General features: G+C 51.8%; 21 protein-coding genes and 1 pseudogene. 8 read left to right on the forward strand and 14 right to left on the reverse strand.

Features of this window, described 5'->3' with window-relative positions:
- Positions 1-44 precede the first annotated feature (44 nt).
- Both K3T83_RS55130 and K3T83_RS55135 read right to left on the reverse strand, forming a co-directional pair.
- On the reverse strand, positions 45-893 hold the full coding sequence (locus K3T83_RS55130) for a class I SAM-dependent methyltransferase (protein ID WP_220211643.1): 849 nt from the start codon (positions 891-893) through the stop codon (positions 45-47).
- 162 nt (positions 894-1,055) lie between these two features.
- A complete protein-coding gene (locus tag K3T83_RS55135; protein WP_220211644.1) occupies positions 1,056-2,465 on the reverse strand; it encodes a hypothetical protein in 1,410 nt (469 codons plus the stop codon).
- Positions 2,466-2,683: 218 nt separating this feature from the next.
- Here K3T83_RS55135 and K3T83_RS55140 point away from each other — a divergent pair, with 218 nt between their 5' ends.
- Together K3T83_RS55140 and K3T83_RS55145 are read left to right on the forward strand one after the other, a co-directional pair.
- The gene (locus K3T83_RS55140) at positions 2,684-3,541 is read left to right on the forward strand and encodes a MerR family transcriptional regulator (protein ID WP_220211645.1); all 858 of its coding nucleotides are present in this window, start codon (positions 2,684-2,686) and stop codon (positions 3,539-3,541) included.
- 30 nt (positions 3,542-3,571) lie between these two features.
- The gene (locus tag K3T83_RS55145; protein ID WP_220211646.1) at positions 3,572-4,060 is read left to right on the forward strand and encodes an anthrone oxygenase family protein; all 489 of its coding nucleotides are present in this window, start codon (positions 3,572-3,574) and stop codon (positions 4,058-4,060) included.
- 8 nt (positions 4,061-4,068) lie between these two features.
- Here the strand turns inward: K3T83_RS55145 and K3T83_RS55150 are convergent, their stop codons facing one another.
- The 6 genes and pseudogenes from K3T83_RS55150 to K3T83_RS58520 all read right to left on the reverse strand — a co-directional run bounded on the left by K3T83_RS55150 (position 4,069) and on the right by K3T83_RS58520 (position 9,956).
- Complete coding sequence (locus K3T83_RS55150; protein ID WP_220211647.1) at positions 4,069-4,953, reverse strand: AraC family transcriptional regulator; 885 nt, start codon at positions 4,951-4,953, stop codon at positions 4,069-4,071.
- A 28-nt stretch (positions 4,954-4,981) separates the two neighbouring features.
- A complete protein-coding gene (locus tag K3T83_RS55155) occupies positions 4,982-5,722 on the reverse strand; it encodes a phytanoyl-CoA dioxygenase family protein (protein ID WP_220211648.1) in 741 nt (246 codons plus the stop codon).
- A gap of 214 nt (positions 5,723-5,936) precedes the next feature.
- Positions 5,937-7,295, reverse strand: coding sequence for an amidase (locus tag K3T83_RS55160; protein WP_220211649.1), 1,359 nt, complete (start codon positions 7,293-7,295; stop codon positions 5,937-5,939).
- Positions 7,296-7,502 (reverse strand): hypothetical protein, encoded by a 207-nt coding sequence (locus K3T83_RS55165; RefSeq protein WP_220211650.1) that lies wholly within the window; start codon positions 7,500-7,502, stop codon positions 7,296-7,298.
- A gap of 62 nt (positions 7,503-7,564) precedes the next feature.
- Positions 7,565-9,241 (reverse strand): urocanate hydratase, encoded by a 1,677-nt coding sequence (hutU, locus tag K3T83_RS55170; protein ID WP_220211651.1) that lies wholly within the window; start codon positions 9,239-9,241, stop codon positions 7,565-7,567.
- Positions 9,242-9,492: 251 nt separating this feature from the next.
- Positions 9,493-9,956 (reverse strand): annotated as a pseudogene (locus K3T83_RS58520) (MaoC family dehydratase).
- Positions 9,957-10,024: 68 nt separating this feature from the next.
- Here K3T83_RS58520 and K3T83_RS55180 point away from each other — a divergent pair.
- Complete coding sequence (locus tag K3T83_RS55180; RefSeq protein WP_220211652.1) at positions 10,025-10,273, forward strand: hypothetical protein; 249 nt, start codon at positions 10,025-10,027, stop codon at positions 10,271-10,273.
- A gap of 165 nt (positions 10,274-10,438) precedes the next feature.
- Here K3T83_RS55180 and K3T83_RS55185 read toward each other — a convergent pair whose 3' ends face one another.
- Entirely contained in the window at positions 10,439-11,695 is a 1,257-nt protein-coding gene (locus K3T83_RS55185) for a cytochrome P450 (protein WP_220211653.1), read from the reverse strand.
- A 329-nt stretch (positions 11,696-12,024) separates the two neighbouring features.
- Between K3T83_RS55185 and K3T83_RS55190 the strand changes: the two genes are divergently transcribed.
- Both K3T83_RS55190 and K3T83_RS56985 read left to right on the forward strand, forming a co-directional pair.
- Positions 12,025-12,651: a TetR/AcrR family transcriptional regulator gene (locus tag K3T83_RS55190; protein WP_220211654.1), complete on the forward strand. Its 627-nt coding sequence runs from the start codon at positions 12,025-12,027 to the stop codon at positions 12,649-12,651.
- Between the two features lie 150 nt (positions 12,652-12,801).
- Complete coding sequence (locus tag K3T83_RS56985; protein WP_236065363.1) at positions 12,802-15,234, forward strand: DHA2 family efflux MFS transporter permease subunit; 2,433 nt, start codon at positions 12,802-12,804, stop codon at positions 15,232-15,234.
- A 166-nt stretch (positions 15,235-15,400) separates the two neighbouring features.
- On the opposite strand, the gene K3T83_RS55205 is transcribed toward K3T83_RS56985, so the two are convergent.
- Positions 15,401-16,030, reverse strand: coding sequence for a LysE family translocator (locus K3T83_RS55205; RefSeq protein WP_220211655.1), 630 nt, complete (start codon positions 16,028-16,030; stop codon positions 15,401-15,403).
- Between the two features lie 107 nt (positions 16,031-16,137).
- On the opposite strand from K3T83_RS55205, the gene K3T83_RS55210 reads away from it, so the two are divergent.
- Positions 16,138-16,953: an AraC family transcriptional regulator gene (locus K3T83_RS55210; RefSeq protein ID WP_220211656.1), complete on the forward strand. Its 816-nt coding sequence runs from the start codon at positions 16,138-16,140 to the stop codon at positions 16,951-16,953.
- A gap of 7 nt (positions 16,954-16,960) precedes the next feature.
- On the opposite strand, the gene K3T83_RS55215 is transcribed toward K3T83_RS55210, so the two are convergent.
- The gene (locus K3T83_RS55215) at positions 16,961-18,529 is read right to left on the reverse strand and encodes an aminotransferase class V-fold PLP-dependent enzyme (RefSeq protein WP_220211657.1); all 1,569 of its coding nucleotides are present in this window, start codon (positions 18,527-18,529) and stop codon (positions 16,961-16,963) included.
- A 351-nt stretch (positions 18,530-18,880) separates the two neighbouring features.
- Here K3T83_RS55215 and K3T83_RS55220 point away from each other — a divergent pair, with 351 nt between their 5' ends.
- On the forward strand, positions 18,881-19,726 hold the full coding sequence (locus K3T83_RS55220; RefSeq protein WP_220211658.1) for a class I SAM-dependent methyltransferase: 846 nt from the start codon (positions 18,881-18,883) through the stop codon (positions 19,724-19,726).
- Between the two features lie 232 nt (positions 19,727-19,958).
- The gene (locus K3T83_RS55225) at positions 19,959-20,903 is read left to right on the forward strand and encodes an LLM class F420-dependent oxidoreductase (protein WP_220211659.1); all 945 of its coding nucleotides are present in this window, start codon (positions 19,959-19,961) and stop codon (positions 20,901-20,903) included.
- Positions 20,904-21,050: 147 nt separating this feature from the next.
- Here the strand turns inward: K3T83_RS55225 and K3T83_RS55230 are convergent, their stop codons facing one another.
- From K3T83_RS55230 to K3T83_RS55240, 3 genes are all read right to left on the reverse strand, one after another.
- Entirely contained in the window at positions 21,051-21,947 is an 897-nt protein-coding gene (locus K3T83_RS55230) for an MBL fold metallo-hydrolase (protein ID WP_220211660.1), read from the reverse strand.
- A 455-nt stretch (positions 21,948-22,402) separates the two neighbouring features.
- A complete protein-coding gene (locus K3T83_RS55235) occupies positions 22,403-23,311 on the reverse strand; it encodes a class I SAM-dependent methyltransferase (RefSeq protein ID WP_220211661.1) in 909 nt (302 codons plus the stop codon).
- A 32-nt stretch (positions 23,312-23,343) separates the two neighbouring features.
- Positions 23,344-24,387 carry a sugar-binding transcriptional regulator gene (locus K3T83_RS55240; protein WP_220211662.1) on the reverse strand — a complete coding sequence of 348 codons (1,044 nt, stop codon included), beginning with the start codon at positions 24,385-24,387 and terminating at the stop codon, positions 23,344-23,346.
- Positions 24,388-24,685: the final 298 nt, after the last annotated feature.

Consider the following 24,685-nt stretch of genomic DNA (forward strand, 5'->3'; position numbering starts at 1 on the left):
CCGACCGATCTCTGCTCACAGAATGGTTACAGGTTTCTCTGTGACTAACGAGTGGGAGCGATGCCCAAGATGACCACAAAATGCCATAGTGCTGTAAAATCTTCGCTCCACATCTCTATAAGTTCTTGCTGATAAAGCTGATCGAACTCCTCCTCAGTAAGCTCTCCAGCTTTTATCAGCGGGATTCGGAGTTGAGGGGTCGTGATTTCGGCATTGTGATAGAAATCCGCCCATCCAGGACTATCATGAGAATAGTCGCCAACAAATGATGAGACGGTTGCTTGATAACCTCGCTGTTTGAGCTTGTGGAGCAGTGCCGGTCCCAGGCCGAAAGAGCGGCCATTTAGCGAAAAGCCATAGCCTCCGTTCCAGAGAGACTTGATGGCTAAACTGCTGAGATATTCAAAGGTTTTTGAGTTGGTTGAGCCGCTATCATCTGGCTCGATCAAGCGCAGGATGCCACCCGGTCGCAGGATACGAGTACATTCATCGAGAAGTGCATCCCATGCCTCCCGTTTCAACACTCCAAGCAGGAGGCGTGCATTGATCAGGTCAAAGGTTGCATCTGAAAAATCCAGGGGTTGAGTGATATCCATCACTCCAAACGTGGCGTTCTTGCGCCCTTGTGCCTGTGCGCGTGCTGTGGCATATGAGATCATTGGTTCGCTGCGATCAATACCAGCCACTTCCAGGTCCGGGCGATCCAGCGCAACATCAAGCGCCCATCCACCGGGGCCGCAGGCCACATCCAGCACTTTGGCCTGCGCTGGCAGGTCGGGCAGGCCGGCCAGGGGACCGCCCATCGCTTGCGTAAGAAAACGATCCTGATTGATAAGCCGGGCCAGTTCAGCCGGGCTGTTGAGGTCGAAAATATATGTGTCCTGTCTCTCCATGCGCTTTCCTCATTGATTATGTTCGATATTTGCCTCACCACATCCATCCTGCCACTTCCGCACCTGTTTGAGTATAAAGCAATAATGCGCATATGTCGAGCTATATCAAAGTCTACTAACAAAAAAGATCAGGTTGTAGTTACGCAGTTTAAAACTGCATAATTACATGGGCCACTTTCTTTCCTGCCTGCTGATAGGTGATGGAGGAAGCGTCAGTTCCCGATATGATGCGGTGGGCACAGGACCGGGAGCGGTGGCCTGGTTCAAGGGAACAGTGAGGGGATAGGGGTCGAAGCTTTCAGGGCTGACGGTAGGAACAGGCTCATCCGCTTGTGGAGCGCGTGCCCATGACTCCTGTGCCAGTTCGTCCAGTTTTTGTATTTGTCCATCCTGTTGTACCTGTTCGGCTGAAGCGCCTCTGAAGAGAGAGGTGATGCTTAGCGCAACTCTCACCGCGTTTGGATCGCCTGTGAGGAAAGAGGCCATGCGATAGACCTCAGTCAGGTTCTTTGTTGTCTGGCGATCTGAGCGAGCTTTTATCACATCAAAAGCGATAAACATACCGATCCAGGGCGCTGCGATGGTCAATGAACTGAGAGATGCTGGCAACAGACTGCTAAAAAAGAATAACAGGACGGACGCGGCGATAATAGCCCAGGCTGCTAGGCGATTGAGCAGCGCGTGAAGCGCCATTCTCTTCTTGACCATGCCAATAGCAATCCCAATGAGTGCATCTTGCTGTCGCCAGTCGGAGTGGCGGAGGAAGAACTCGTTGAGAATCAGCGTAGGTTTGAGCAGACCGGAGACACTGACACCGGGGATCTCTCGTATGTCCTGTTGTATCAGCACTGAGGAGAACTTGACCTGTCCTACCTGTTCCCAGGCCGCGATGCGCGGAGCAAGAGGTGCCCAGGGCGTGTTGGCAAGTTGCTCGACTTTATTCTTCAATGCATACAGAGGCGTGTCAAACACAGCTTCCAGGATTACAAAGGCACCAGAGCAGAAGATGAACAGCAATGCGAGCAGGTAATACAGATTCGCAGAGGGGGCGAGCATGAGGAGAAGGGCCACCGCCTCCATGTAGAGGACGGATGGCAGCGTTTGCAGGAGCGCCTCACGGATTTTCAGAAATGCGATCTCATGGCGTTGTAGCGTGCTGATTTGAAAAATACGCACTGCTTGTGCATCACTAAATACGGTTCGTAAGAAAGAGTAGGCAGATGAGCCAATGGTGTTGCCAATGCTCAGAGCCAGATAAATAGGATAGAGAACGTTGACCTGGAGGAAAAAGAGGAGGAAACCTGGGATGGAAACGACATAATAGTTTATGACAAGCGAAACGAGGGGGATACCAATAAGCACGGCAGACCAGAGATTGCTCCAACGTGATGGATAGCCCAGGTAGTTGCGTGCAACTGCGAAACGCAGATATGTTTCTAATGAGGGGTTCTCTGTCTCGATCTCTTGTTGCAGTTCTTGGGTGTGACGTTTCGCTGCAACCACCCCAATGTAACTTAAAGCGATGATGGAGATGGTTTGAGCCACGAGAAAGAGTATCAGAGGTGATATCATAAGAGCATCCTTTCAAACCTATGATCGACTTGCAATACTTGCGATAAGCAAGTGGCACATTGAGGCCTGGTGTCAATGAAATATATCCCCATCCGTTACTACGTTCTTTTCAGACGAAAGTTGCTGAAATAGGCCGTATATGCCAATCTATGCATCAGAATAAAGCCTCTCCGATGAAAAGGACTTGAGCTTCACGTTACGTCAAGGTGTACAATAGAATGCTGAGAAAGGATGGGGCTGCCATGTTTACCATCGGAGAATTTTCGCGCATTGCCCAGGTTTCTACGCGACTCTTGCGCTATTACGACGAAATTGGTCTCTTGAAACCTGTTCATACGGATCGTGGTACTGGCTACCGCTATTATAATGCAGAACAACTCTTGCTTTTGAACCGCATTCTCGCATTAAAAGATCTGGGACTCTCGCTTGAGCAGATTCAGTTGCTTATAAAAGGAAATATCTCCACCGATGAAATACAAGGTATGTTTCTGCTGAAAAAAGCTCAAATTGAGCAACAGATCCAGGCAGATCTTCAGCGCCTCCGCAGTATTGAAGCGCGGGTGCAAGCCATGCGCCATGTAGAGGCAAGCCTTCCTATTGATGTGATCCTCAAACACGTCCCCGCTCAATCGGTATTAAGCGTGCGAACAACGATTGCATCATTTACGGCTGGCCTTTCTCTCTTCGATGAAGTTACTGCGGCTCTCCCAGAAAAAGATATCTATGGGTTTCGTTTCTGTATCTGCCATAGCAAAAGCTTCGCCAAGCACAATATCGATCTGGAAATGGGACATCTGCTGGAAGTGGCCTCTCATGCTCCTGTCCTCCTCTGCGATGGCTTACACCTCCGCTTTCGAGAACTGCCTGCCGTCGCTGAAATGGCTACATACGTTGTGCAGGGCGGGTTAGAAACGATCCATGCTGGCTACATAGACATTGGCACCTGGACAGAAACACATGGCTATCATGTTGTGGGCATGCCACGTGAGATTACGCTGCAAGCTCCACAGGAACCCGATGGCAGCGATCTCATAACGGAAATCCAGTTTCCTGTTACTCTCCATCATTCTGCTTGAAATAGTTTTTTGCAAGGAAAGGATGTATTTATGACGTTTGAAGACATCGTGCTTGTTGTGGGGGGAACCCTGACAGGTCTGCTCGCCGGGGTGTTCTATGGCTTTAGTGTGGCTATCGTGCCTGCGCTGCGCGCCATCAAGGGGACACAACATATCGCCGCCATGCAATTGATCAATATCAAGATCATCAATCCCGTGTTCTTCCTGAGTTTTTTTGGCCCGGCCCTCCTGCTGCCTCTGGCCGCATTTCTTCTTCGAGATCGGCCACAATTTGGCCTCTTGCTGGCGGCTTCGCTCCTGCATATTGTTGGAGCAATCGGTGTAACCGCAGCTGGCAATATTCCTTTAAACAATAAGCTTGCCAGATATGATGTCGATCAGCTCTCAGAAAAGGAAGCGGACCCGATCAGAAAATCATTCCAGGCACCTGGAACTCCCTGGATGAACTTTCATACAATACGTACACTTGCATCAATAATAGCAACGGTACTGGTTTTTCTTGCATGTCTCTCCAGGTGATTGCACAATCATACCAGTTCAGTTTTTCCGTAGTGTTGGCGATATGCGCGAGGCGTGAGGCCGTAGCGTTGTTTAAACAGGCGCTCAAAATGCGTGAGAGAATGAAAACCGGCAGAAGAACAAATGGTTGTGATCGGCAATTGAGAGGCTGCCAGAAGCGCCTGTGCAAATTGGAGACGGAGACTTTGCAAGTAGCATTGAAAGGTCTGCCCGACCAAGCGATGAAAGCACTCGCTGAAATAGTGTGAAGAAAGTCCTACGTGCTGTGCTACCTCGGCGAGCGGGAGGGCTTCGCGGAAATGGTGTTCCATATAGATCAAGGCTTGGCGTATCACGGGGGAGATCGCGCTCTCATCTTCCCTGGTGATGGAGGATGTTTGACCTACAACGATCATGCGCCTGAGATCAATCAGGATACGTTCAAGCGCACCGCGCATGACCAGCCCATAGCCGGGCTGTTGTTGTTCAGACTCATGCCAGATGCGGCGAAACTCGCGTTCTATCTCTGGTCGAGACGCTTCATCGACCTGCACGGCTAGCTCGCGAGAGGTTGAGAATAACAGGGATCGGAGTTCTGTACTGAGTTGTTCCTCTGTGAAGATTACATTGAAAAGCTCTAATGGTTGCTCGTGCGAAGGGATAACCGCGTGGAAATCGGTTGGAGTCATACAGAACAGTGTCCCCGCACGTAGTTCACGTGTTATCTCGTTGAGCAGATGCGTACCCTTACCTGCCAGAGTGTAATGGATTTCATAAAATTCGTGCCAGTGGACATCCACCTGTTCGTGTATAAACTGATGGTAGATGCGTACTGGCGAGGATTGCTGGAGTAGATAATCCTGCTTGCTCAAACGTTGTGGAGCCGGGTCAGCAGCCTTTCTTTTTCGCGGCATCTCCTCGCCTTTCATCTCCTATGTATATTTACATGACTTCGTAGGTATTGCCTGCGAGATCTTTTCCTCGCGCCAGCCAGATACGATGCCCGCGATTTTTTTCGGGATAGACCAGAATTTCGGTAGACATGTAGCGCATCGTATAGCCGCAGCGTCGATACGGACTGGTGTTTGCCTCCGCTCCATGAATGATACGCCCATCATGCAACGAACATTCCCCAGGCTCTAATTCAAAGGCAACTGCGTTGGAACGATCAACGTGTTTGATCTGTTGACTGAAGGTGTTCCGCTGAGAGTCCACATCGTCATATTCGGAGAAGCCACCAGTTCCAGTCAGGTGTGTACCAGGGAGAACTTGCATACACCCATTTTCCCGCGTGCTGCGATCGATGGCGAGCCAGATAGTTACGATTTTATCATACCTGCTACAGCGGCCCTTCCAGAAGGCTGAGTCTTCATGCCAGGGGGTTGCACGCCCGATCTGTGGATCTTTGCAGATGAAATGGCTCGACCATAATGCAATGTTTGGGCCGATCAGTGGCTCAACCAGATCCAGAACCTCGTTGCTCAACAGAAAATCGAGCAGGCGGTCATCGCGGAAATGTGGAGTGTCGAGTTCGTCGGAAAGCTTGTCGCCTTTTTTAGCAAGCTGCTCCTCAAAGATGGCCTGCAACGCCGCAAATTTCTCCGGTGAGAACAGTTGTTGGTGTGAGAGAATATACCCCTGTTCGTGAAATGTTTGCACCTGTTCCTGGGTAAGAGTGTTCATGAGACGATTCCCTTTCTTCTTGCTGTTGGGCCAGCGCCTTTACTGGCTGTTTCTAGCATAATTGAGAATGCAGCAATTCACTCGATTTCTCTTCCACAAAAGTCAACATATTTTCCTGAATAGAGCAATACACTTCTACTATTCCTTCTGTCAAGCGAAAGGAGGCGATTGTCTTCGCATTTCTGATTTATACCTTGTAGCAGGTTCAGCGATTTTAAGAGGTGGATACACAGGGAGGAAGCAGGTCGAGATGTAAGGCTTGCTCACACCACGCCGCGACCGCTAAGAGATGCTCTTCCTGCCAGGGAGCGGCTACTAACTGGACACCTAATGGTAATTGATCGGTATTCAAGCCTGAAGGCAAGGAAAGCGATGGAAAGCCACACAGGGTCCAGGGAATCTGGAAAACAGGCTGCCCGGTCGTACTCCGGTCGGCTGGAGCAGCAGAAGGCGTAGTTGGAGTCAAGAGAACATCCACATGCTGAAAAACATCCTGGAAGGCAACTCCCCACTGACTACGCAACCGTTGCGCTTGCAGATAAGGCACTGCTGGAGTGAGCATTCCTCCTTCGATAAATTGTCGGATTTTCGGCCCATATTTTTCTGGATGAGCGGAAAACAGTTCTTGATGGTAGGCGGCGCATTCAGCGCTCACAAGAATGCGATGGGCCGCATGCAGGAGGGAGAGATCTTCTGGCAGCACGATCTCTTTGACCTGGGCACCGGCCTTGCGCAAGGTCTCCGCTACCTGATCGGTATGTGCCCTGACCTCTGCGTCAGCCTGTTCATAGAAATACTGTCGCACCAGTCCCAGACGGGGAACGACAGGCTGAGAATTCAATGCTGCCATGTAGTCGGGGACGGAAGCAGCGGAGGGATCATGGGAATCGGACCCGGCCAATACATGAAGCAGGAGGGCTGTATCTTCGACGTTGCGTGTCGTCACACCCACTGTGTCTAAACTCCAGGCCACAGGAATCACACCAGCACGGCTGATACGCCCATAGGTCGGTTTCAAGCCCATGACTCCGTTGTAAGCGGCTGGTCGGAGGATATCACCAGCCGTTTGCGTATCGACCGTGCCATAACACATCCGAGTTGCGACCGCGACCGCCGAACCAGAAGAAGATCCTCCTGGAGTATGAGCTGGATGCCAGGCATGCACAGTTGGAGCAGGATCGTTGACAGCTAATTCGGTACACATGGTTTTCCCAATGATGATCGCGCCGGCTTGTTTGAGACGGCTGACGACGGCGGCATCAGAGGCCGGGACAAAATCAGCGTAGAGGGGAGAGCAGGCCGTTGTTTTCATTCCGCTCGTGTAGAAGAGATCTTTACAAGCGATAGGAAGCCCATGCAAGGCTCCTCGTGGCCCCATTGTTGCGAACTCCTTATCCAGGAGTTCGGCCTGGGCAAGCGCTCCCTGATGATCTACCGTGACCCAGGCGCGAAAAGTCGGATCAAGATCATCAATACGATGGAGGAGTTCCTGAACCACCTGGACACAGGATACCTGACCACTTTGGAGTAGCGTGGCGGCTTGTCGGATGGTCAAAGAGGAAAGGCCGGCCATTTATCTCTCCTTTTCGTTGTGTGCAAGGGAACAGAGAAAATCTGGCTCCTGTTCTCGATCAGGCTGGTGCTGAGAGAGGAGCCAGAGATGTGCTGCTCGTTCCTCAAGCTGAGCATGCAAATCACGAGCCTGCTCTTCTCCAAACCAGATGATGGCTTGTTGGGTAAGGATTTGCATCAATTGCTTTTGCGTGATATTCAGAGGCATAATCGCTCCTTTCTCGCCTGTTGGATACAATATGTCAGCATGTGCGAGGCACATATTCCCAATTATGAGATCATTGGCAAATGTAGCCCCTTTTCTCTGGCACACTCGATGGCGATGTCGTAACCTGCGTCGGCATGACGCATAACGCCGCTGGCAGGATCGTTGGTGAGGACGCGCTCCAGGCGTTTTGCTGCTTCCTGCGTGCCGTCCGCAACAATGACCATACCAGCATGTTGCGAAAATCCCATGCCGACTCCGCCGCCGTGATGGATGGAGACCCAGGTTGCGCCGCTGGCACAGTTGAGCAAGGCATTGAGCAGCGGCCAGTCTGATACCGCATCGGAGCCATCTTGCATAGCTTCTGTTTCGCGGTTGGGGCTTGCCACCGAGCCGGAATCGAGATGGTCGCGACCGATGACTATCGGCGCGCTTAATTCGCCTTTAGCAACCATTTCATTAAATGCTAACCCCAGCCTTGCGCGGTCGCCAAGACCGACCCAGCAGATACGGGCGGGGAGTCCCTGGAATTTGATTTTCTGTTGCGCCATATCCAACCAGCGGTGTAGATGCGGATTGTCGGGAATAAGCTCCTTGATCTTCGCGTCTGTCTTATAAATATCCTGTGGATCACCGGAGAGCGCTACCCAGCGGAACGGTCCGATGCCTCGACAGAAGAGCGGGCGGATATAAGCGGGGACAAAGCCGGGATAATCAAATGCATCTTTCACACCGGCATCGTATGCCACCTGCCGAATGTTGTTGCCGTAATCGACGACTGGAACCCCCTGCTTGTAGAACTCCAGCATGGCGCGGACCTGCCTGGCAATCGATTCCTTCGCACGCTCGACATAGCTTTCGGGGTCGCGTTTGCGCAGTTCACCTGCTTCCGCAAGACTCATCCCGGCTGGAATATACCCGTTCAGGATGTCGTGCGCTGAGGTCTGATCTGTGACCATATCAGGGAGAATCCCCCGACGCACCAGCTCTGGATAGATCTCAGCGGCGTTGCCCAGCAGACCGATTGAGAGCGGCTGTTTCAGTTCGCATGCCTCGCGAATCTGGTCGAGCGCTTCATCGAGCGTACTGGCTATGGCGTCGCAGTAGCCGGTATCGAGACGCTTCTGAATGTGGGCGGCATCGCATTCAACAGCAAGCATGGAGGCACCAGCCATTGTCGCAGCCAATGGTTGGGCACCGCCCATTCCGCCCAGGCCCGCCGTCAGTATCCACTTGCCGGATAAGTTGCCGCCGAAATGCTGGCGGCCCATTTCAACGAACGTTTCATACGTCCCCTGCACGATGCCCTGGCTACCGATGTAAATCCACGAACCAGCGGTCATCTGACCGTACATCATCAGTCCCTTGCGGTCGAGTTCGCGGAAGTGTTCCCAGTTCGCCCAATGCGGCACCAGGTTGGAATTAGCGATGAGGACTCGCGGCGCGTCGGCATGAGTTTTGAACACGCCAACCGGCTTGCCCGATTGCACGAGCAGAGTTTCGTCTTGTGTCAGGCGTTTCAGCGTCTCGACGATGCGGTCGAAACATTCCCAATTGCGCGCAGCCTTGCCGATGCCGCCATAGACAATCAGTTCGTTTGGGTTCTCGGCCACCTCCGGGTCGAGGTTGTTCATCAACATGCGCATCGGGGCTTCAGTGAGCCAGCTTTGTGCTGAGAGTTTTGTGCCACGAGGCGCTTTGATGGTTCGTGCGTTTGCTTGTGAGCGTTCAGGAGTAGCCATATGAAAACCTTCCTTACCTGGGGGATGTTCAACGATCTACACTATATACGATAGTCCCAAAAAGCCGTCAGCACGCTCCGCATTGAATGCATCGATATTCATATTTTAACCTCTCTTTGTTCTTATAATTACACATTTATCAATCCATGTCGAGGATGCCAGAGAGATGGCTTCCCATCTCAAGCATCATAAAACAGCGCTTAGTGAGCATACGTTCTTAATTCTTAAAGAGCGCGAGAGGAGCGGGCGGATCATTGCTCGGGTGGTCTTCTACCGATAAAATTGACTGGTTGTAGCGTCATCACCGGTTCATCATACTGGTTGATGAACTCACAGTGGGTGCGCACGACGCCCATTTCAGGGCGGCTTCTTGAAGGCGTACAGGAGGCTATCGTACAACGTCCTCTCAATACATCCCCTGGTCGAACTGGTTTGAGCCAGCGTAGCTCATCCACGCCGGGTGAGGCCAGACTGATTGTTTGATTGAGAAACCGCTCGGCAAATAAGCGCATAAAGAGCGATCCTGTCTGCCAACCGCTCGCAATCAGCCCTCCAAATGGTGTCTTGCTTGCTCTGTTGAGATATGGAAGGGTTGCGGATCGTAGTGCTGGGCGAAGGCCAGCATTTCTTCTTCGCTCACCGTGATGCTTCCCAACTCGAATACCTGGCCGATTTCTAAATCATCAAAATAGAACAGGGGAATGTCTTCGGGCATTTTGCTTGCTCTCCTTGTTTCGTATGTATGGCTGTCTCGTGGTCAAGAGATGGTAGATAAAAGGAAATATGTACACATATTACCACCTGCCGTCTCGCCCGGAGGTCTGTTTTCTAGATGGATATGAGTCATCTCAGGCTTTTCCCTGTGGCTCTCGCACGCCTCAGCGCCTTCGGCGCTTCGTCGGGGTTGAGGAGGAGATGGTGGCTGGAGGTAGGCTGTGCCTCCAGCCACCATCTCCTCCTCAACCTGCTCGCCGCGTAGCGGCGAGCATTGCGGGCAGAAGTCGCCGCGAAAAAATCCGGGATGACTCATAGCGATTATTGATCGTATTGTTTTGCAGAACATGCACCATTCTTGTAAAGCGGTGTTGTGTCTACGTAGTGGGTAGTGGATGGATTCATAATTATTTTTACATGAAACATCTAGCAAAGGAGGCGGGACCGTCCTTTGCTAGATGTTTCATTGATGGTGAAATGTTATTATTCCCAGGTTACGGGCAGATGAGCAGGACCAAACGTTGCTGAATCGTTCGGACGCCAGGGAACCTCCTCTGGGGTAACTGACAGGCGAATGGTGGGTAGGCGTCGCAGCAGGGTACTCCAGAGAACGCGTAGCTCCATGCGGGCGATCTGTTGACCCAGACAGGCGTGAATGCCCCGGCCAAAAGTGACCATCGGATTGTATTCTCGATCAAAATCGATCTCATGGGCTTGAGAGAAGACGGTTTCGTCCCGGTTCGCGGCGAGTATATCGAGCATCATCACTTCTCCAGTATGAAGCGTGGTTTCACCGAGTGTCACGTCTGTCCGTGCAATACGCGGTCGTCCCAGCCCAATTGGGGTGATCCGCAAGATCTCTTCAATCGCCGAAGCCAGACGCTCCGGGTCATCCAGGCGTTCGCGCAGTTGTGCAATCAGATCGGGACGCTGAAGCAGGATGAAGGCGGAGTTGGTAAAGGTTGTGCTTACCGTCTCAAAGCCCGCACCAATCAGGGCTGCGGCAAACGAGAGCATCTCCTGTTGCGTGATGACTTCATCGCCCTTTTCATACGCTTTGACCAGCGTGCCAAACACCGTGTTGCCGGGATGCTGGCGCTCTTGCTCAACCAGGGGGAGCAGATACGCTGTGAGCTGCTTCCAGCGGTCTTGCTTCTCCTCGGCTGTCATGGTGTTTGAGACAATGACCTTGCCCCACTCACGGAAGAGAGGTTCATCGTCGCGTGGCACGCCGAGCATCTCACAGATGACGGTCATGGGTGTCTGAATCGCATAATCTTCAAACAGATCGGCAGGTGGGCCTTTGTGCTTCATCGCGTCGATGAGGGTGTTGGTGACTTCCACCACACGCGGAGCCAGGTCGTTGGCAGCTTTCACCGTGAATGCCTGGGTCACAAGGCGGCGTGTTTGATTGTGGCGAGCATCGGAGACGCTCATGAGGGAGACCATTTCTTCTCCACCAGCTCCGAGTTTACTCACTTCGCGACGTGGGACATCGCCATCAGACGTCTGAATAACGCCACATTTGGGATCGGCCCATGCCTTAACTACATCCGTATGTTTGGTCAACAGATAGGCATCTCCGCCAAAGGGCATATGTACTCGTGCTACTGGACATTGCTCACGCAGCTGGTCATACATCGCGGGACATTCCAGACTATGATCGGCAAATGGGAAGGGATACGATGGGATCTCTTCTTGTTTCTTTTTATCGGTAGAGGCCAGTTGTTCGTGACTCATCTGATTTCTCTTTCTATAATACGCTGCCAGCGCCTCTCCTATCGGGGAAAGAGTTGCCAGTCATATGGAAACGGAATTCCAATTCCACTAAGGAAGTATAGCAGGGAGGAGAATGGTTGTCAAGGTGATGAATATATGCTCCCGCTCCTCCATCTCTGGACCTATCCGTATTGCATTTTTCCTCTGAGCATGTTATGGTATCGATAATAATAAAACGAAACTGTTTCGGAAAGAAACTGGACTATCCGTATTGCATTTTTTTTCTGGAGATGTTATAGTATCGATAATAACAAAACGAAACTGTTTCGGAAAGAAAAGGGGAAGCGCAGATGCACCTGAAAGAGCAAGAAGGGCGTAGGGTTGGACGGCCTCGGAGCCTGGAAGCACAGCAGGCTATTCTTGATACTACACTCTTATTGCTTGCTACGCAGGGCTATGAGGCGATGAGTATCGAAGAGGTTGCTACTCGTGCTGGCGTGGGCAAAGCGACTATTTATCGCTGGTGGGACTCGAAAGAGAGCCTTGCCCTTGATGCATTACAACATGTCTACGCCAGACACCCTGTCATCGATACGGGTGATCTGCGGCATGACCTTATTGCTATGATTGAAGATTTTATTCAACTTATAGAGGAGAAGAAGCCTATTCTGGGAGATTTGACCTTCAAGCTGCTTGGGGAAATCAAAACACGTCCTGAACTCTTCCAAATGTTTTATGCGCGCATTGTGGAGCCGCGTTTGCAGCAATTGGTGCAAATGATCGAACGTGCTCAGCAGCGTGGGGAGCTGCGCAAGGATCTCGATTCCAGCGTGCTTGCAGGGCTTTGCTATAGCCCATATATCATCTATCGCATGATGTGCTGTGGCCAGATCGTTTCCGCTGGCGATCATTGGGCAGAGCAGGTGGTTGATGCGCTCCTATATGGCATAGCCGCCCGTCGTGAAGACAGTATATAGGATGAGCATAAAACAAAGAAAAGCCTATATTACATGGTCACACAAGTCGGTACATGGTAAAGAAAGCATAGATGTTGTATTGACAGATAATTGAATGTGCATATTCCCTCCAGGACATTGCGGGCCTGGTACAAAGGTAGAGACATTTCTATGCAAAATGTGTCTTATAAATGGTTAGTGACGATAGTTGTTATCTTCGGCATGTTTATGGTGTTGCTGGATACTACTATCGTCAATACTGCTATTCCGCATTTACAGACAACTTTTGGCGCTCCGCTGGCTGATGTGAACTGGGTCGCCACTGGTTACACACTGGCCGAAGGCATTGGCATCCCGCTCATGCCATTTTTTGCTGCCCTTCTGGGCAATAAGCGCTTCTATATTATAATCTTGGTTCTATTTACTATTGGATCGGCGCTTTGTGGGCTGGCATGGAGCCTGCAAGCGTTGATCATCTTTCGTATCTTGCAGGGTCTTGCAGGCGCTAGCATGCTACCTCTCTCGATTACGCTGCTGTTCAGCGAGTTTCCGCCTGAAGAGCGTGGCGTCGCGATGGGAGCATTGGGCTTGCCACTCATGGCAGCTCCGGCGCTTGGTCCGACTGTGGGAGGCTACATCGTCACATACGTCGATTGGCGTATGTTGTTCTATATCAATGTGCCAATTGGTATTATTGGAACCATCTTGGCGATGATGTTCCTGCGCGATATCAGGACGCCGAGGAATCGTCCTCTTTTCTTTGACCTTCCAGGTTTCATAGCATGCACAATTGGCCTGGGTGCCTTGCTCTATGCCCTCGACAAAGCCGGGTCTGATGGTTGGGGTTCCCTCACCGTCTCAGGCTTCATGGCGCTCGGCGTTATCTCATTGATTTCGTTCGTCTTCATTGAACTAGCCACGATTCAGAGTGGCAAAGATCCGTTGCTCGATATACGTATCTTTGGTTCCAGAACCTTCACGGGCGGCAACATCGCTATGGCGTTGCTTGTCTTTGCGCTCTTTGGCGGTCAATTTCTGATACCGCTCTATCTGCAAAATCTGCGCGGGCTGAGCGCGTATGATGCGGGCCTCATATTGTTGCCGCAAGCGCTTGGTTCGATGGTTTCCTCGGTGTTTGGTGGTCGTCTGGTGGATAAACTTGGGATGAAGCAGGTCGTCATTCCGGGGCTGATCCTCTTAGGTGGCGCACTATGGGGGTTATCGCGCCTGACACTGGACACACCATTTGCAGATTTTCAATGGCTCCTGATCCTGCGCGGCCTGGCGCTGGGATTCGCCATTCAACCGACGAGCGCGGCGGCGCTATCCGAGATTAAACCTGCTCAGCTCTCGCAGGCGTCCTCGCTCAATTCGGTCGTCCGCTCGATGGTCAGCGCGCTGGCTGTTGCTCTGGTTTCAACGCTGGTGACCAATCGCACCACGTTTCACTATCAGCACCTCGCGGAGGCGGTGACGCCAGATAGCGCGGCAGGACAGGGAGTGCAACAGACGGCGGCGGTCCTGATGGGTCAGGGGATGGGGCAGCAGGTTGCCCTGTTCGCAGCAATGGGGCAGCTGGTCAAACACCTGAAGCTGCAAGCCTACCTGCTGGCAATGAACGATACGTTTTTACTCACACTGGGGGCTATCTTTCTCGCTGGTTTCGTTGTGCTGTTTGTTATCCGCGCACCTCGTAAAGCGGCAGGCGAGGGGCGGTCAGCCATGGCATTGGAACACATGCCAGAGGAGATATCCAGCATGGAAGAAGAGCGGGTTGCCGAACCTGTTGGAGCTGTTGCTTCGACTCAGCAAAAAAGCGGGTCGGCCTTTGCCAACTCTTCAGATGTGCCCATGAGGAGATCTCCATCGACTACCCTCACTCGTCAGCAAAGCAACTCTTCTCACTTAAATAACGGAAATGCTCTGATGCCAGAGCAAAGAAAGGATAAACGTATGCGCCGCTTTATGCGTCCCTCAGTCTTGATCCCCTCGATTATGCTAGCGGTCATCCTCATAGCTGGTGTCGTGGGGTATATTCTTTACAATAGCTACAATTTCTATTCAACCGACGATGCTCAGGTTGCTGGCACTATGGTCAATCTTGTTCCACCTACCAACGGTACGCTTATTGTTCTGAATGTTGAGGTGGGTAGCTATGTGAAGGCCAATCAAGATATTGGCACCGTAAAGCCCACCGGCCTGTTGCCCGTACAGCATATCTTCGCACCCAGAACCGGGTTGATTGTGCAGGTTCCTGCCGTTGTTGGTCAGCTGGTGAGTACGGCCACAACGATTGCGCAAGAGGTCGATCCGAGTAGCATCAAGGTCACGGCCAATGTAGAGGAGAGTGCGATCAAAAACATTATGGTGGGACAGCAAGTGGATATCCACGTTGATGCATACAATAGCAATATTACTGGCCATGTCTCACAAATTGTTGGAGCTACGGCCGGTCAGTTCTCGCTCTTGCCATCGACGGACAACTCCAGCGGTAACTATACCAAAGTTAGCCAGCGTATCCCTGTCTATGTCAAACTTGATGCACCTTATGATGGATCACTGGCACCTGGCATGAGCGTGGAGGTGACGATACACCTGCATTAGCGTATCGTTGTACACGAATTAAGGGTGCAAGCCATCTGAGGCAAACATACACTTATCTTTTTCTCTTTGACTGCTAACATTGAAAGACTGTGGAGAAGCATCCCTCCTCCACAGTCTTTCAACCCCATGTTTCCCATTTTCGATCACACAGAGAGCATGCGGCTCTCTAGCTTCGCTCCAAGAAGAGTAAACGAACTCCTAGGCCGATGAGAACACTTCCCGTGAGGTATTTGAGGATTGAGGCGATGCGAGGTTGTGTTGCAAGTTTCTCTCGCAAGCTTCCCGAGAGATAGGCGTATCCTCCATAAATGCACAGACAGATCATAGTGAAGGTGAGGCCAAAGGCGATCATTTGCAAAGGAATACTGGCAAGATGAGGATTGACGAACTGTGGGAGCAAGGCGGCAAAGACCAGGATGCCTTTTGGGTTGAGCATGCTCGTGAGAATGCCTTGTTGCAGAATGCGTCCAGCAGAAGCTGTAGTGATCGCACCTGGAGTCAGAGAACCACCTGCTTTTGAGAGGAACATGCGAATCCCCAGATATACAAGATAGATTGCTCCTATGTAGCGGACGATGGTAAAGGCAAGAGGCGATGATTGCAGTAAGGCAGACAATCCAAGTGCCGCAAGCATCGTATAGACGAGATAACCAAGACAGATGCCCACCGTCGAGAGCAGGGCCGCTTTTTTCCCTTGTGCCATCCCACGTGTTATGATATAGATCACATCAGGACCGGGCGTAAAGGCAAGAACAACGATCAGGCTTGCAAAGAGTAGGAGATTGGAAACAAACATGGTTGAGATCCCTCCTCATTCTGAAACTCTTGAGGTCAGTGGCTATGATTGAGAAGGATAGCAAAGACAATGGCACGTGTCTTGAACGATCGTGCAAACAGGATTGGATGCAAAGTACTCAGACATCTGAAGGGATGGAATTCTTCGAGGCATGGTTTCAGGGGAAAGCTTATCAAAAGCACCGACACGACATGTATGCGATCTGCCTGACAACCACTGGTGTCCTTGCTGTTGATTACCGAGGCAACACCGAGATCAGTCTTCCGGGCCAGGTGGTCGTGTTGCATCCCGATGAGGTTCATGATGGGTATGCAGGTGCAGAAATGGGCTTTGGATATCGCCAGATCTATGTGGAACCGGCACTGATTTTTGAAGCGATGCAGACTATCTGTCCCTATTCCTGTTCCCTGCCATTTGTACGTATGCCTGTAGTAAGGAATCAAAAATTGTCTGCTGCAATCATCAGTGCCTTTGAGGATATCCATGAACCGCTCATGATTGATAGCCTCGTTGTGCAATTGGCGGAGGGCTTGATGGAAGCAGATCCTGGTTGCAAGCATGTTCCCCTTCCTCGTCATCTCGATATGGCAGCGCTCAAACGGGCGTGCGAGTATCTTGACGCTCAGAAAACGCGAGTTGTTCACTCGTCGGAGTTGGAGGTGGTGACTGGACTCAGTCGCTACGATCTGGCCCGGCAGTTTCGACTCGTATGTGGGACCAGCCCCTACCGCTATTTGCTCATGAGGCGTCTTGACCTGGCCCGCCGACGACTCTCTGCGGGCCAATCGCTGGTTGAGGTTGCTATAGAAACTGGTTTTGCTGACCAGGCACATTTCAGTCGGATGTTTAAAGCTACATTTGGTATGACGCCTGCACGGTATTGTGCGCTGAAGAATGATGGCTTTACATATCTCTTTCGCTGAAATCACATCACAGGGCTGGTCGTCCACATCGAGGACAAAATTGCTTGTCCCGCCTTGTATCGTTATACCCACATAGACAGACCAGAGAGGAGGATTCCGGTGAAAGCCTGGTTTGCTCTGTTGGAGGCGAGGAAGTGAAGCGGTCGATGATGCTCTGAGCAAACCTCAGAAAGTGGTAGACATCGGAGAAATTCGTCGCCAGTCCAACCGAAACACGGAGCGCTCCTTGTGTGCGACCGTCAATGACGTGGAGAAACTGCTCGTAGGTTATGTGTTCTTTCTGACGAAAGGCTGAGGCCAGATCCTCGCGTGGCAGGCCCAGGGCGATCTCACGTACACCTGGATTGCAAAAACAGCCACTTCGTAGCGAGAGTCCACACTGGTTGGCATCTTCCTGAACCTGATAGCAATCCAGGACCGTGCCAGAGGGATCACAGAAATTGAAGGCGATGGTTCCCCCGCGCCTCTCCGTTGTAGTTGGGCCATAGATACGCACCACCGGTTGACCGTTGCTATGATGCAGTGCAAGTAGTTGTGCTAAGAGCCAGCCAGTCAAACACCGGACCCGCTCGTGAATCATCTCCATGCCAATTGCTTCGAGATAGCGTAGTCCGATTTCTATGGCAGGCAGCATGAGGTAATTGATTGTGCCATCTTCAAAGCCAGCTTCTCCAGGAGTCAGGTAAAATCCCGCTCCTGTCTCATCGGCAGCCAGTACTGATGAGAGTGTAATGGTGCCGCCAGCAAACCAGGGACGACGTAGTTTCGCCAGCGCGGACTTGCGAGCCAGTAAGCAGCCAATCCCTGTCGGATATCCGAACATCTTGTAGAAAGAGAGAGGCACGAAATCGGGGTGCCAGACAGAGAGATCCAGGTGATTCGTAGGGACAAACGCGGCGCAATCAACAAGGACATCCCAGCCGAGACTCTGTGCCTGAGCAATCCAGTCGAGCGGATGTTGTACGCCGGTCACATTGGACTGGGCAGGATAGGCAAACAGGTTTGGCTGTCCTGGCCGGGCTTGTGTCAGCATTTGATACAGGTGGGTCTCGTTCACCCGCAGATCAGGAGGCACGAGAGGCTCATAGATGATAGGCGTCCCTTTGGCGTGGGCGAATTCGCGGATGCCGTTCACCGAGTTATGGTTATCAAAAGTGAGCAGATAACGTCCCGAGGTGGTGAAGGGATAGGACTCTCCGACCAGCTTGAGGGCAGCGCTGGCATTGGCTGTGAAGATGACGACATATTCATCGGACGAGGCGTGAAAGTAGGTGAGTACATATTGACGCGCACGGTCTACCAGGGTGGTCATCGCCTGTGAAGCTGGATTGGTTGAATGGGGATTGCCGAAGACATGGTTGCAAAGCAGCTCCAGATGTTCTCGCAACTGGCATTCGGCATAGAGTCCTCCACCAGTGTAGTCCAGGTAAACCTGCTGTTGGGCGTCCAGGCGAGCATATTCTGTGGCGCGGAGGGTATCAAGAGAGCGCGTGGCTGCGAAGGTGGGAAATTGCTGCTGGAATGCCTCAAAAGCAATTTCTATAGGAGCGAGCTGTGTTGTATGTGAATGTGTCATGAGCGCATTCCTCCTGGAACTCAGGGATCGATTTTTTCAATTCATTGGGGACGCCATGATAGGATCGGAAGGGGACGGCATCAGAGCGAGCCTTGTATGTACATATGCCTTCCCGGAATGTAAGAATAGCTATGGCATGATACAGGGGACTGTTTTTAATGAGAGAATCATACACAAGAAAACAGAGAAAAACGTGTGCAGGATTACCCATTGATCAAGACCTGCTTTCATATGCGTAATTTTGCCCATGCTTGCGTCCTTTTTCTGACATATACTCGATGCAGTAAGGAAGATGTTCTGTTGTCAGATCATGAGAGATTATCTCTCTAGAAAGGAAGGAGTACGGAGAGGATGCAAGAGCGAACAAGTTCTGTCGATTCCTACGCATTGCAGCGTGCGCCAGCAGAAACGCAGCGTCTGCAAGTTCAGGCTCAGATGTTAAAGCCTGTGACCCAACGGCTCTTTGAGCAAGCTGGCATTGGTCCAGGGATGCGCGTGTTGGAACTGGGCAGTGGTGCCGGGGATGTGGCGTTGTTGTTGGCTGAGCGAGTTGGTCCACAGGGGGAGGTGATCGGCGTCGAAATCGATGCAGATATTATTGAGACTGCACGCAAGCGGGTGCGGGAAGCTGGCTTCACCAACGTCTCTTTTGTGAATGCTGATATTGCAAATCTGCCGCTTGAGGGGGAGTTTGATGCCATTGTTGGCCGCCTCATTTTCATCCATCTACCCTCTCCCGCGAGCACCTTGCATCGGCTGAGCATGATGGTGCGTCCAGGTGGAATCGTCGCTTTCCAGGAATATGATATGGCACATTTTACGACGACGGCGGTTCATCCTCCCAACACACTCGCAGGACAGATGTTCACCTGGATAGGTGAGGCGTTTCGTCGGGTAGGGCTACCCCTTCGTATGGGTCTGGAACTTTACCAGGTCTTCCTGGATGCTGGATTGCCCGCGCCTCAGATGTTGGGGGAGGCAATGATTATAACTGGTACAGATCCGATTGGATGCCGCCTGGGGGCCGAGACCACACGTTCTCTGCTGCCCCTGATACTCAAATTTGGTCTGGCGACAGCGGAAGATGTGGAGATCGATACATTGGCAGAGCGGTTGCGCCAGGAAGCTGTCAACCAGGGACTTGTCATGCGAGGACCAGATGTCATCTCTGCCTGGACCAGGCTTCCCAACGAATAAGAACGCTCTAGAGTATAGAAGACAGATCTTCCTTTCTGAATTGGAAAGAGGATCTGTCCTCTTTTGAGCGCTAAAGCACCATTGAGTATGCCTATCAGGATGAGATACAATTACGCTGATAGGTTGTTACAAGCTTTACTATGTTGGCATTTGAGATGGCAAAAGAAAGGATAGTTGGCTATTTCATTTGTTCGGCTGTATATTTGCATGGATCAAATGAGAGGGGTTTTGTATGAAGTTTGGTATTGATATCCCAAATGGTTGGAAGATGAGTCTCGTGGATATTAAAGATCCCGTTGAGGCTTACGAGGCGATGACGAAGATTGTCACCACTGGTGATGAGCTTGGGTACGATTCAGCGTGGGTTGTTGATCACTTTCACACGGTTCCTACCCCAACACAGGAAGTCACGTTTGAGTGCATGATGATGCTGGCTGCCCTGGCCCGTGATACAAAAAATATTCGCATCGGGCAGATCGTGCTGTGTAATAGCTATCGTAATCCGGCTCTGTTGGCGAAGATGGCAAGTACACTTGATGTGTTGAGTCATGGGCGCTTAAATTTCGGCATCGGAGCAGGCTGGTATGAACATGAGTACAGAGCGTATGGCTATCCGTATCCTGATGCTCCTGAGCGTCTGCGTATGCTGCGTGAGGCGCTACAAGTGATTCATGCCATGTGGTCCCAGGAAGAGGCAGTCTTTGAAGGAAAATACTATCAGGTTCGTGGCGCGATTAATCAGCCAAAGGGAGTACAGAAACCACACATTCCGATTTTGATTGGTGGTGGCGGTGAGAAAGTCACTTTGAAGCTGGTTGCCCAATATGGTGATGCCTGTAACGTCGGTGGTGATCTGAAGACCCTGCAACACAAGCTAGAGGTACTGAAAAAGCATTGCGAAAACGTTGGACGCGACTTCTCGGATATCCACGTCACAACGGGTGTGTACTGTTCTATTGCTGATACCGATGAGGAGGCATTGGCCCTGGTGCCGGATACAAGGAAAAATACGCTCACGGATCTATCTCTGGTTGGCAGCCCCGCAACGATCCGTGAACGTATCGCGACGCTGGAAGCGAATGGTGTTCATGAGCTTATTATCGACTTCCCTTTCCCAAGTGTGAGAAATCTGGAGCCGCTGCGCCGCTTCGCGAGAGAGTTTATCAATAAGCTGTAGTACAGCTATTCCTATCTTATAGGAAGAGAAAGGAGACGCAGGGTTCCTTCATCCTGCGTCTCTGTCTCCTTTTACGCCACTGTCAAACAACACACAGATTTTTGAAGGCCCAATTGATCCGGCGTTGGAGTACTGGTCCCTGCTCTGTCAAAAAGCTGGCAAGATCAGTGGTTCGCCTGTTATTTCTGAGTACATGCTGTGGATTTCAAGGGGAATCCAGCGGTCGTTGCCCCACTCTCGATAGCGCTCTTTGATGATCTGGCTACCTTCCTGATCAATGCGTTCAAGCGCCTGTCCCTCCTTGACGCGGTGGCTCACCTCCTGGCGAGCAAAGAGCAGGTGGTCTTGAAACTCCTGCAACAATTCGACTGTTCCCAGCTCTCCATGTCCTGGAATCACCATTTGAGGAGAAAGGCGGATCATCTGGGCAAGAGCTTCGCTCCATTGCCCGACGCTTGCATCCTGATCGGGGAAAATCGGGAACAGGCGGTTCTCCACGAGGTCACCCGTGAAGAGAACCTGTTCGTGTGGCAGGAAGACGATCTGGTCGCCACGAGTATGACCGGGTAGTTCGCGCAGCACTACCTGCTTGCCACCCAGGTCGATGGTTTTTTCTCCCTGATAGGTTTCGTCTGGCATCACTAATTCCACCCCTTCGAGTGCCTTATGGACATCGGGACCCATATCGCGGAAGAGGGTCAGGAAGAAAGCACCTTTTTCTTGCATTTCATCTGCTTGTGTGGTATTAGTCAGGATAGTGGCGTAACCTTTGAAGGGCTGTGCGCCGAAAGCGTGTTCGGGATGAAAGTGGGTCGTGGTAAGCAACAGGCGCTTCCCTGCGGCTACCTCCATTGCTTTGTGAAGTACTTGTTGGCCGTTTTCTCTGCCCATGCCGCAATCAACGACAAGGACGGCATCGGTGCCGATCACGATGCCAATATTGGGCACCAGGTCAATATGCTGGTCAGGAATTACCAGAACCCCCGGAGCAATTTCCCGAGACAGGGCTGGTTGAACCAGAGGGGGATGGTTGAATTGAGACATTTACTTTTTCTCCAAGTCACAACTAGGGGTGGAAAACACACTCGATAGACAATGCCTCTTGCCGGTTGAGTTCTTTCTGAACCTATAGGTGCGATCTTCCCTTTTTCCGATGAAGAAGCATAAATCTTGTTTGGTCTGCTATTACAGGAAGCTGAGCATAGTTGTGGAACAGTTCCCTGTTGGATATAATGCTACCGGATAATCCCCTTCAGATGATGGACAAAGTGGGAGATTTGTTGGTTAGACCACAGATGGAGCTGATTGTTGAAAACAGGTGTGATTTTACCCCCCTTGCAGGCAGTGTCTGTGAAGCATATCCTGGCTCAGACACAGGTTTGGTGATAAGGTCAGCAATAGATCTGGAGAGCAATGGATGAGTGCCTCTTGCTCTCATTCGTTATCCTTGTAGGAGTCGTGCTCCATACAAGGAGATCCTTCACTATGACGCACATGGATCAGGGCTGCTCACGGCCTGACGCTGTTTTCGTGGGTGGTTGTGATTTGGTGCCCCATGCGGTGAGCACATTGAGCACGGCGAAAAAGTCCGGTTGCTCAAATTCCTGTAGCATCTGCTTACAGAGTGCTTGGTAGTCGTCAGGCATCTGACCCCACTTGCGCACATAGGGTGCGAGGGTGCGAGAGACGAGCCGCATATCCTCGGCGAAGTGTTGCCCCTCTGCCGTCCCGGCACGATAGCGGACGGCATGAAGCCGCGTCTGCACATTCTCCACACCGAACTGATGGAGCAGGGGGACAAGCTGGCTCGTCAATCCGTCTGGTGTGGGGTTAAAGTAGTGTCCGGCGCGGTACAACGCATGAAGGATGAGGGTGCACAAACGTAAGTAGGCCGGGCTGCTACTCTCTGTGACGATTGCTACTTCTGTGAGGCGGATCACCCCACCGGGGCGCGTCACGCGCCACTCCTCTCGCAGCATTTTGGGCCACTCCCAGGTCCGTAGCCAACTCATCGCAAGGCGCTGATTGACCAGATCAAAGGAATCGCTCGGAAATTTGAGCATCTGGAGTGCATCCATCAGGCGAAACTGCACGCGGGCACTGACCTGCTGCGCCTGGGCTTCCTGGTGCGCCGCGGCAATCATCTGGCGATTCACATCGATGCCCACCGACCGCTCGATATCCAGATAGGTCTTCGCCGCCTCGACGAGCCAGCCTCCGGTCCCACAGCCGACATCGAGCACCCGCCGAAGGCGAGCGGGATCGCCCTGCTCAGGCAGGACGCCGCCCATACTTGCCGTCAGCATCCGGTCCTGAATGTGCAAACGACTGAGTTCTTCCAGGTTGTCGCGATTCTGGACAAAATAGGTGCCACCCACTTCGCGGCGGGGATCAGCAGGGGTAGACATTGCCTTAGCTCCTTCATCGGTATCTCTCCAAATCAGTCATCATCTCTGAGTAAAAGTTGGGCGGTGACATGATCCGTGACCAGGATATTTGCTAGCCCTGCATGCAACACTGCACGAATCGCAGAAACATACGCTGGACTACCACCTGCTATGAGCAGCACTTTTGTCTCACCTCGCGCGATCTTGTCTTTTAACCGCGGGATCTCCATCCCTGAAAGAAAGTACGGTGGTGGTGTGAGGAGTTCATTAATGCAGCGCCCCTCTTCATCGAAGACCCAATGATTGATATCGGCGGCGGGCCGATACGCTTCGATCAGTTCGCGCTGTTCGGGCGTGATGATCTGTCGATGGACGAGCGCTTCATTGGTATGTGGCGGAAACACGCTGGTTAGCACAATGCTGGCTCGTTGCATCATCTCATAGGCTTCTTTGATAATTGGGAGGCTGCGCGTTCGCTGCACCTGGGACTCATCGACTAGAAAGGCCGGAGCCGGAAACCACAGGTGATTGGCCCCATACGCCTCAGCCAGATCATGGGCAATCAGATTGGCGTCCCCATAAGTGGTCCTGGCCTCCACAAACCCGATGGTCGCCACCACTTGCAGATGCGCCAGGAGTCGGCTTGGCTTGAGATAGCGTACCAGGTTGCGCAGAAAGACCCGACCACCGGAGACGGCCAGAATATCGGACTCGGCGAGCAATTGGTCCAGATACTCGGCAGCCATGCTCGCAATCTCGGTCACCACGCCGTCCAGCATTTCCTCGGGAGCAAGCTCATTCATGCTTTGGCCTGCAACCAGGACGAGATCTTCCAACCCCAGTTGGAGACGCACTTCGCGGGAGAGATTACGTAGATATCCGGCACGTAGATCGGGGACAATCGCAATGCGCACAATACCCCGCTCTCTGGCCTTCTGCAAGGCTTTGCCAATCATCTGTCTGGAGTACGACTCTTTAGCGGCGATGGCCTCCTGGGATTGCCCCTCTTCATAGTAGAGATAGGCGATCTTGCGCAGGAAGCGTTCGTCGGCAAGCAGCCGCGCTTCTGAAGTTGTTCCTTGAAAGAGGTCTGCCATATGCTCATCTCCTTCTCAAATGAGCGTGCTCGAAGCCGCCATGTTGCTGTCTTGTCAGCAGACAGGCAGGACAGCAACGAGTCTTGCGCTCCATCCTCCACTTTAGGGCAAGCGTACCCTTCCGACCCAAGTATACACTTTTGGTTGCCTTCTGTCCAGATTTTCGCTTTTCTCATCTCCCCGCTCAGAAAGGAGAAAGATGGAGCATCTTCTAAAAAAGAACCAGTCAATGAGCAATTGCTACTCTTTTCTGAAATTACTGCACATGTCTTGATTTCTTCATTCGCTCTGGTATACT

This window comes from Reticulibacter mediterranei, from assembly GCF_016587455.1.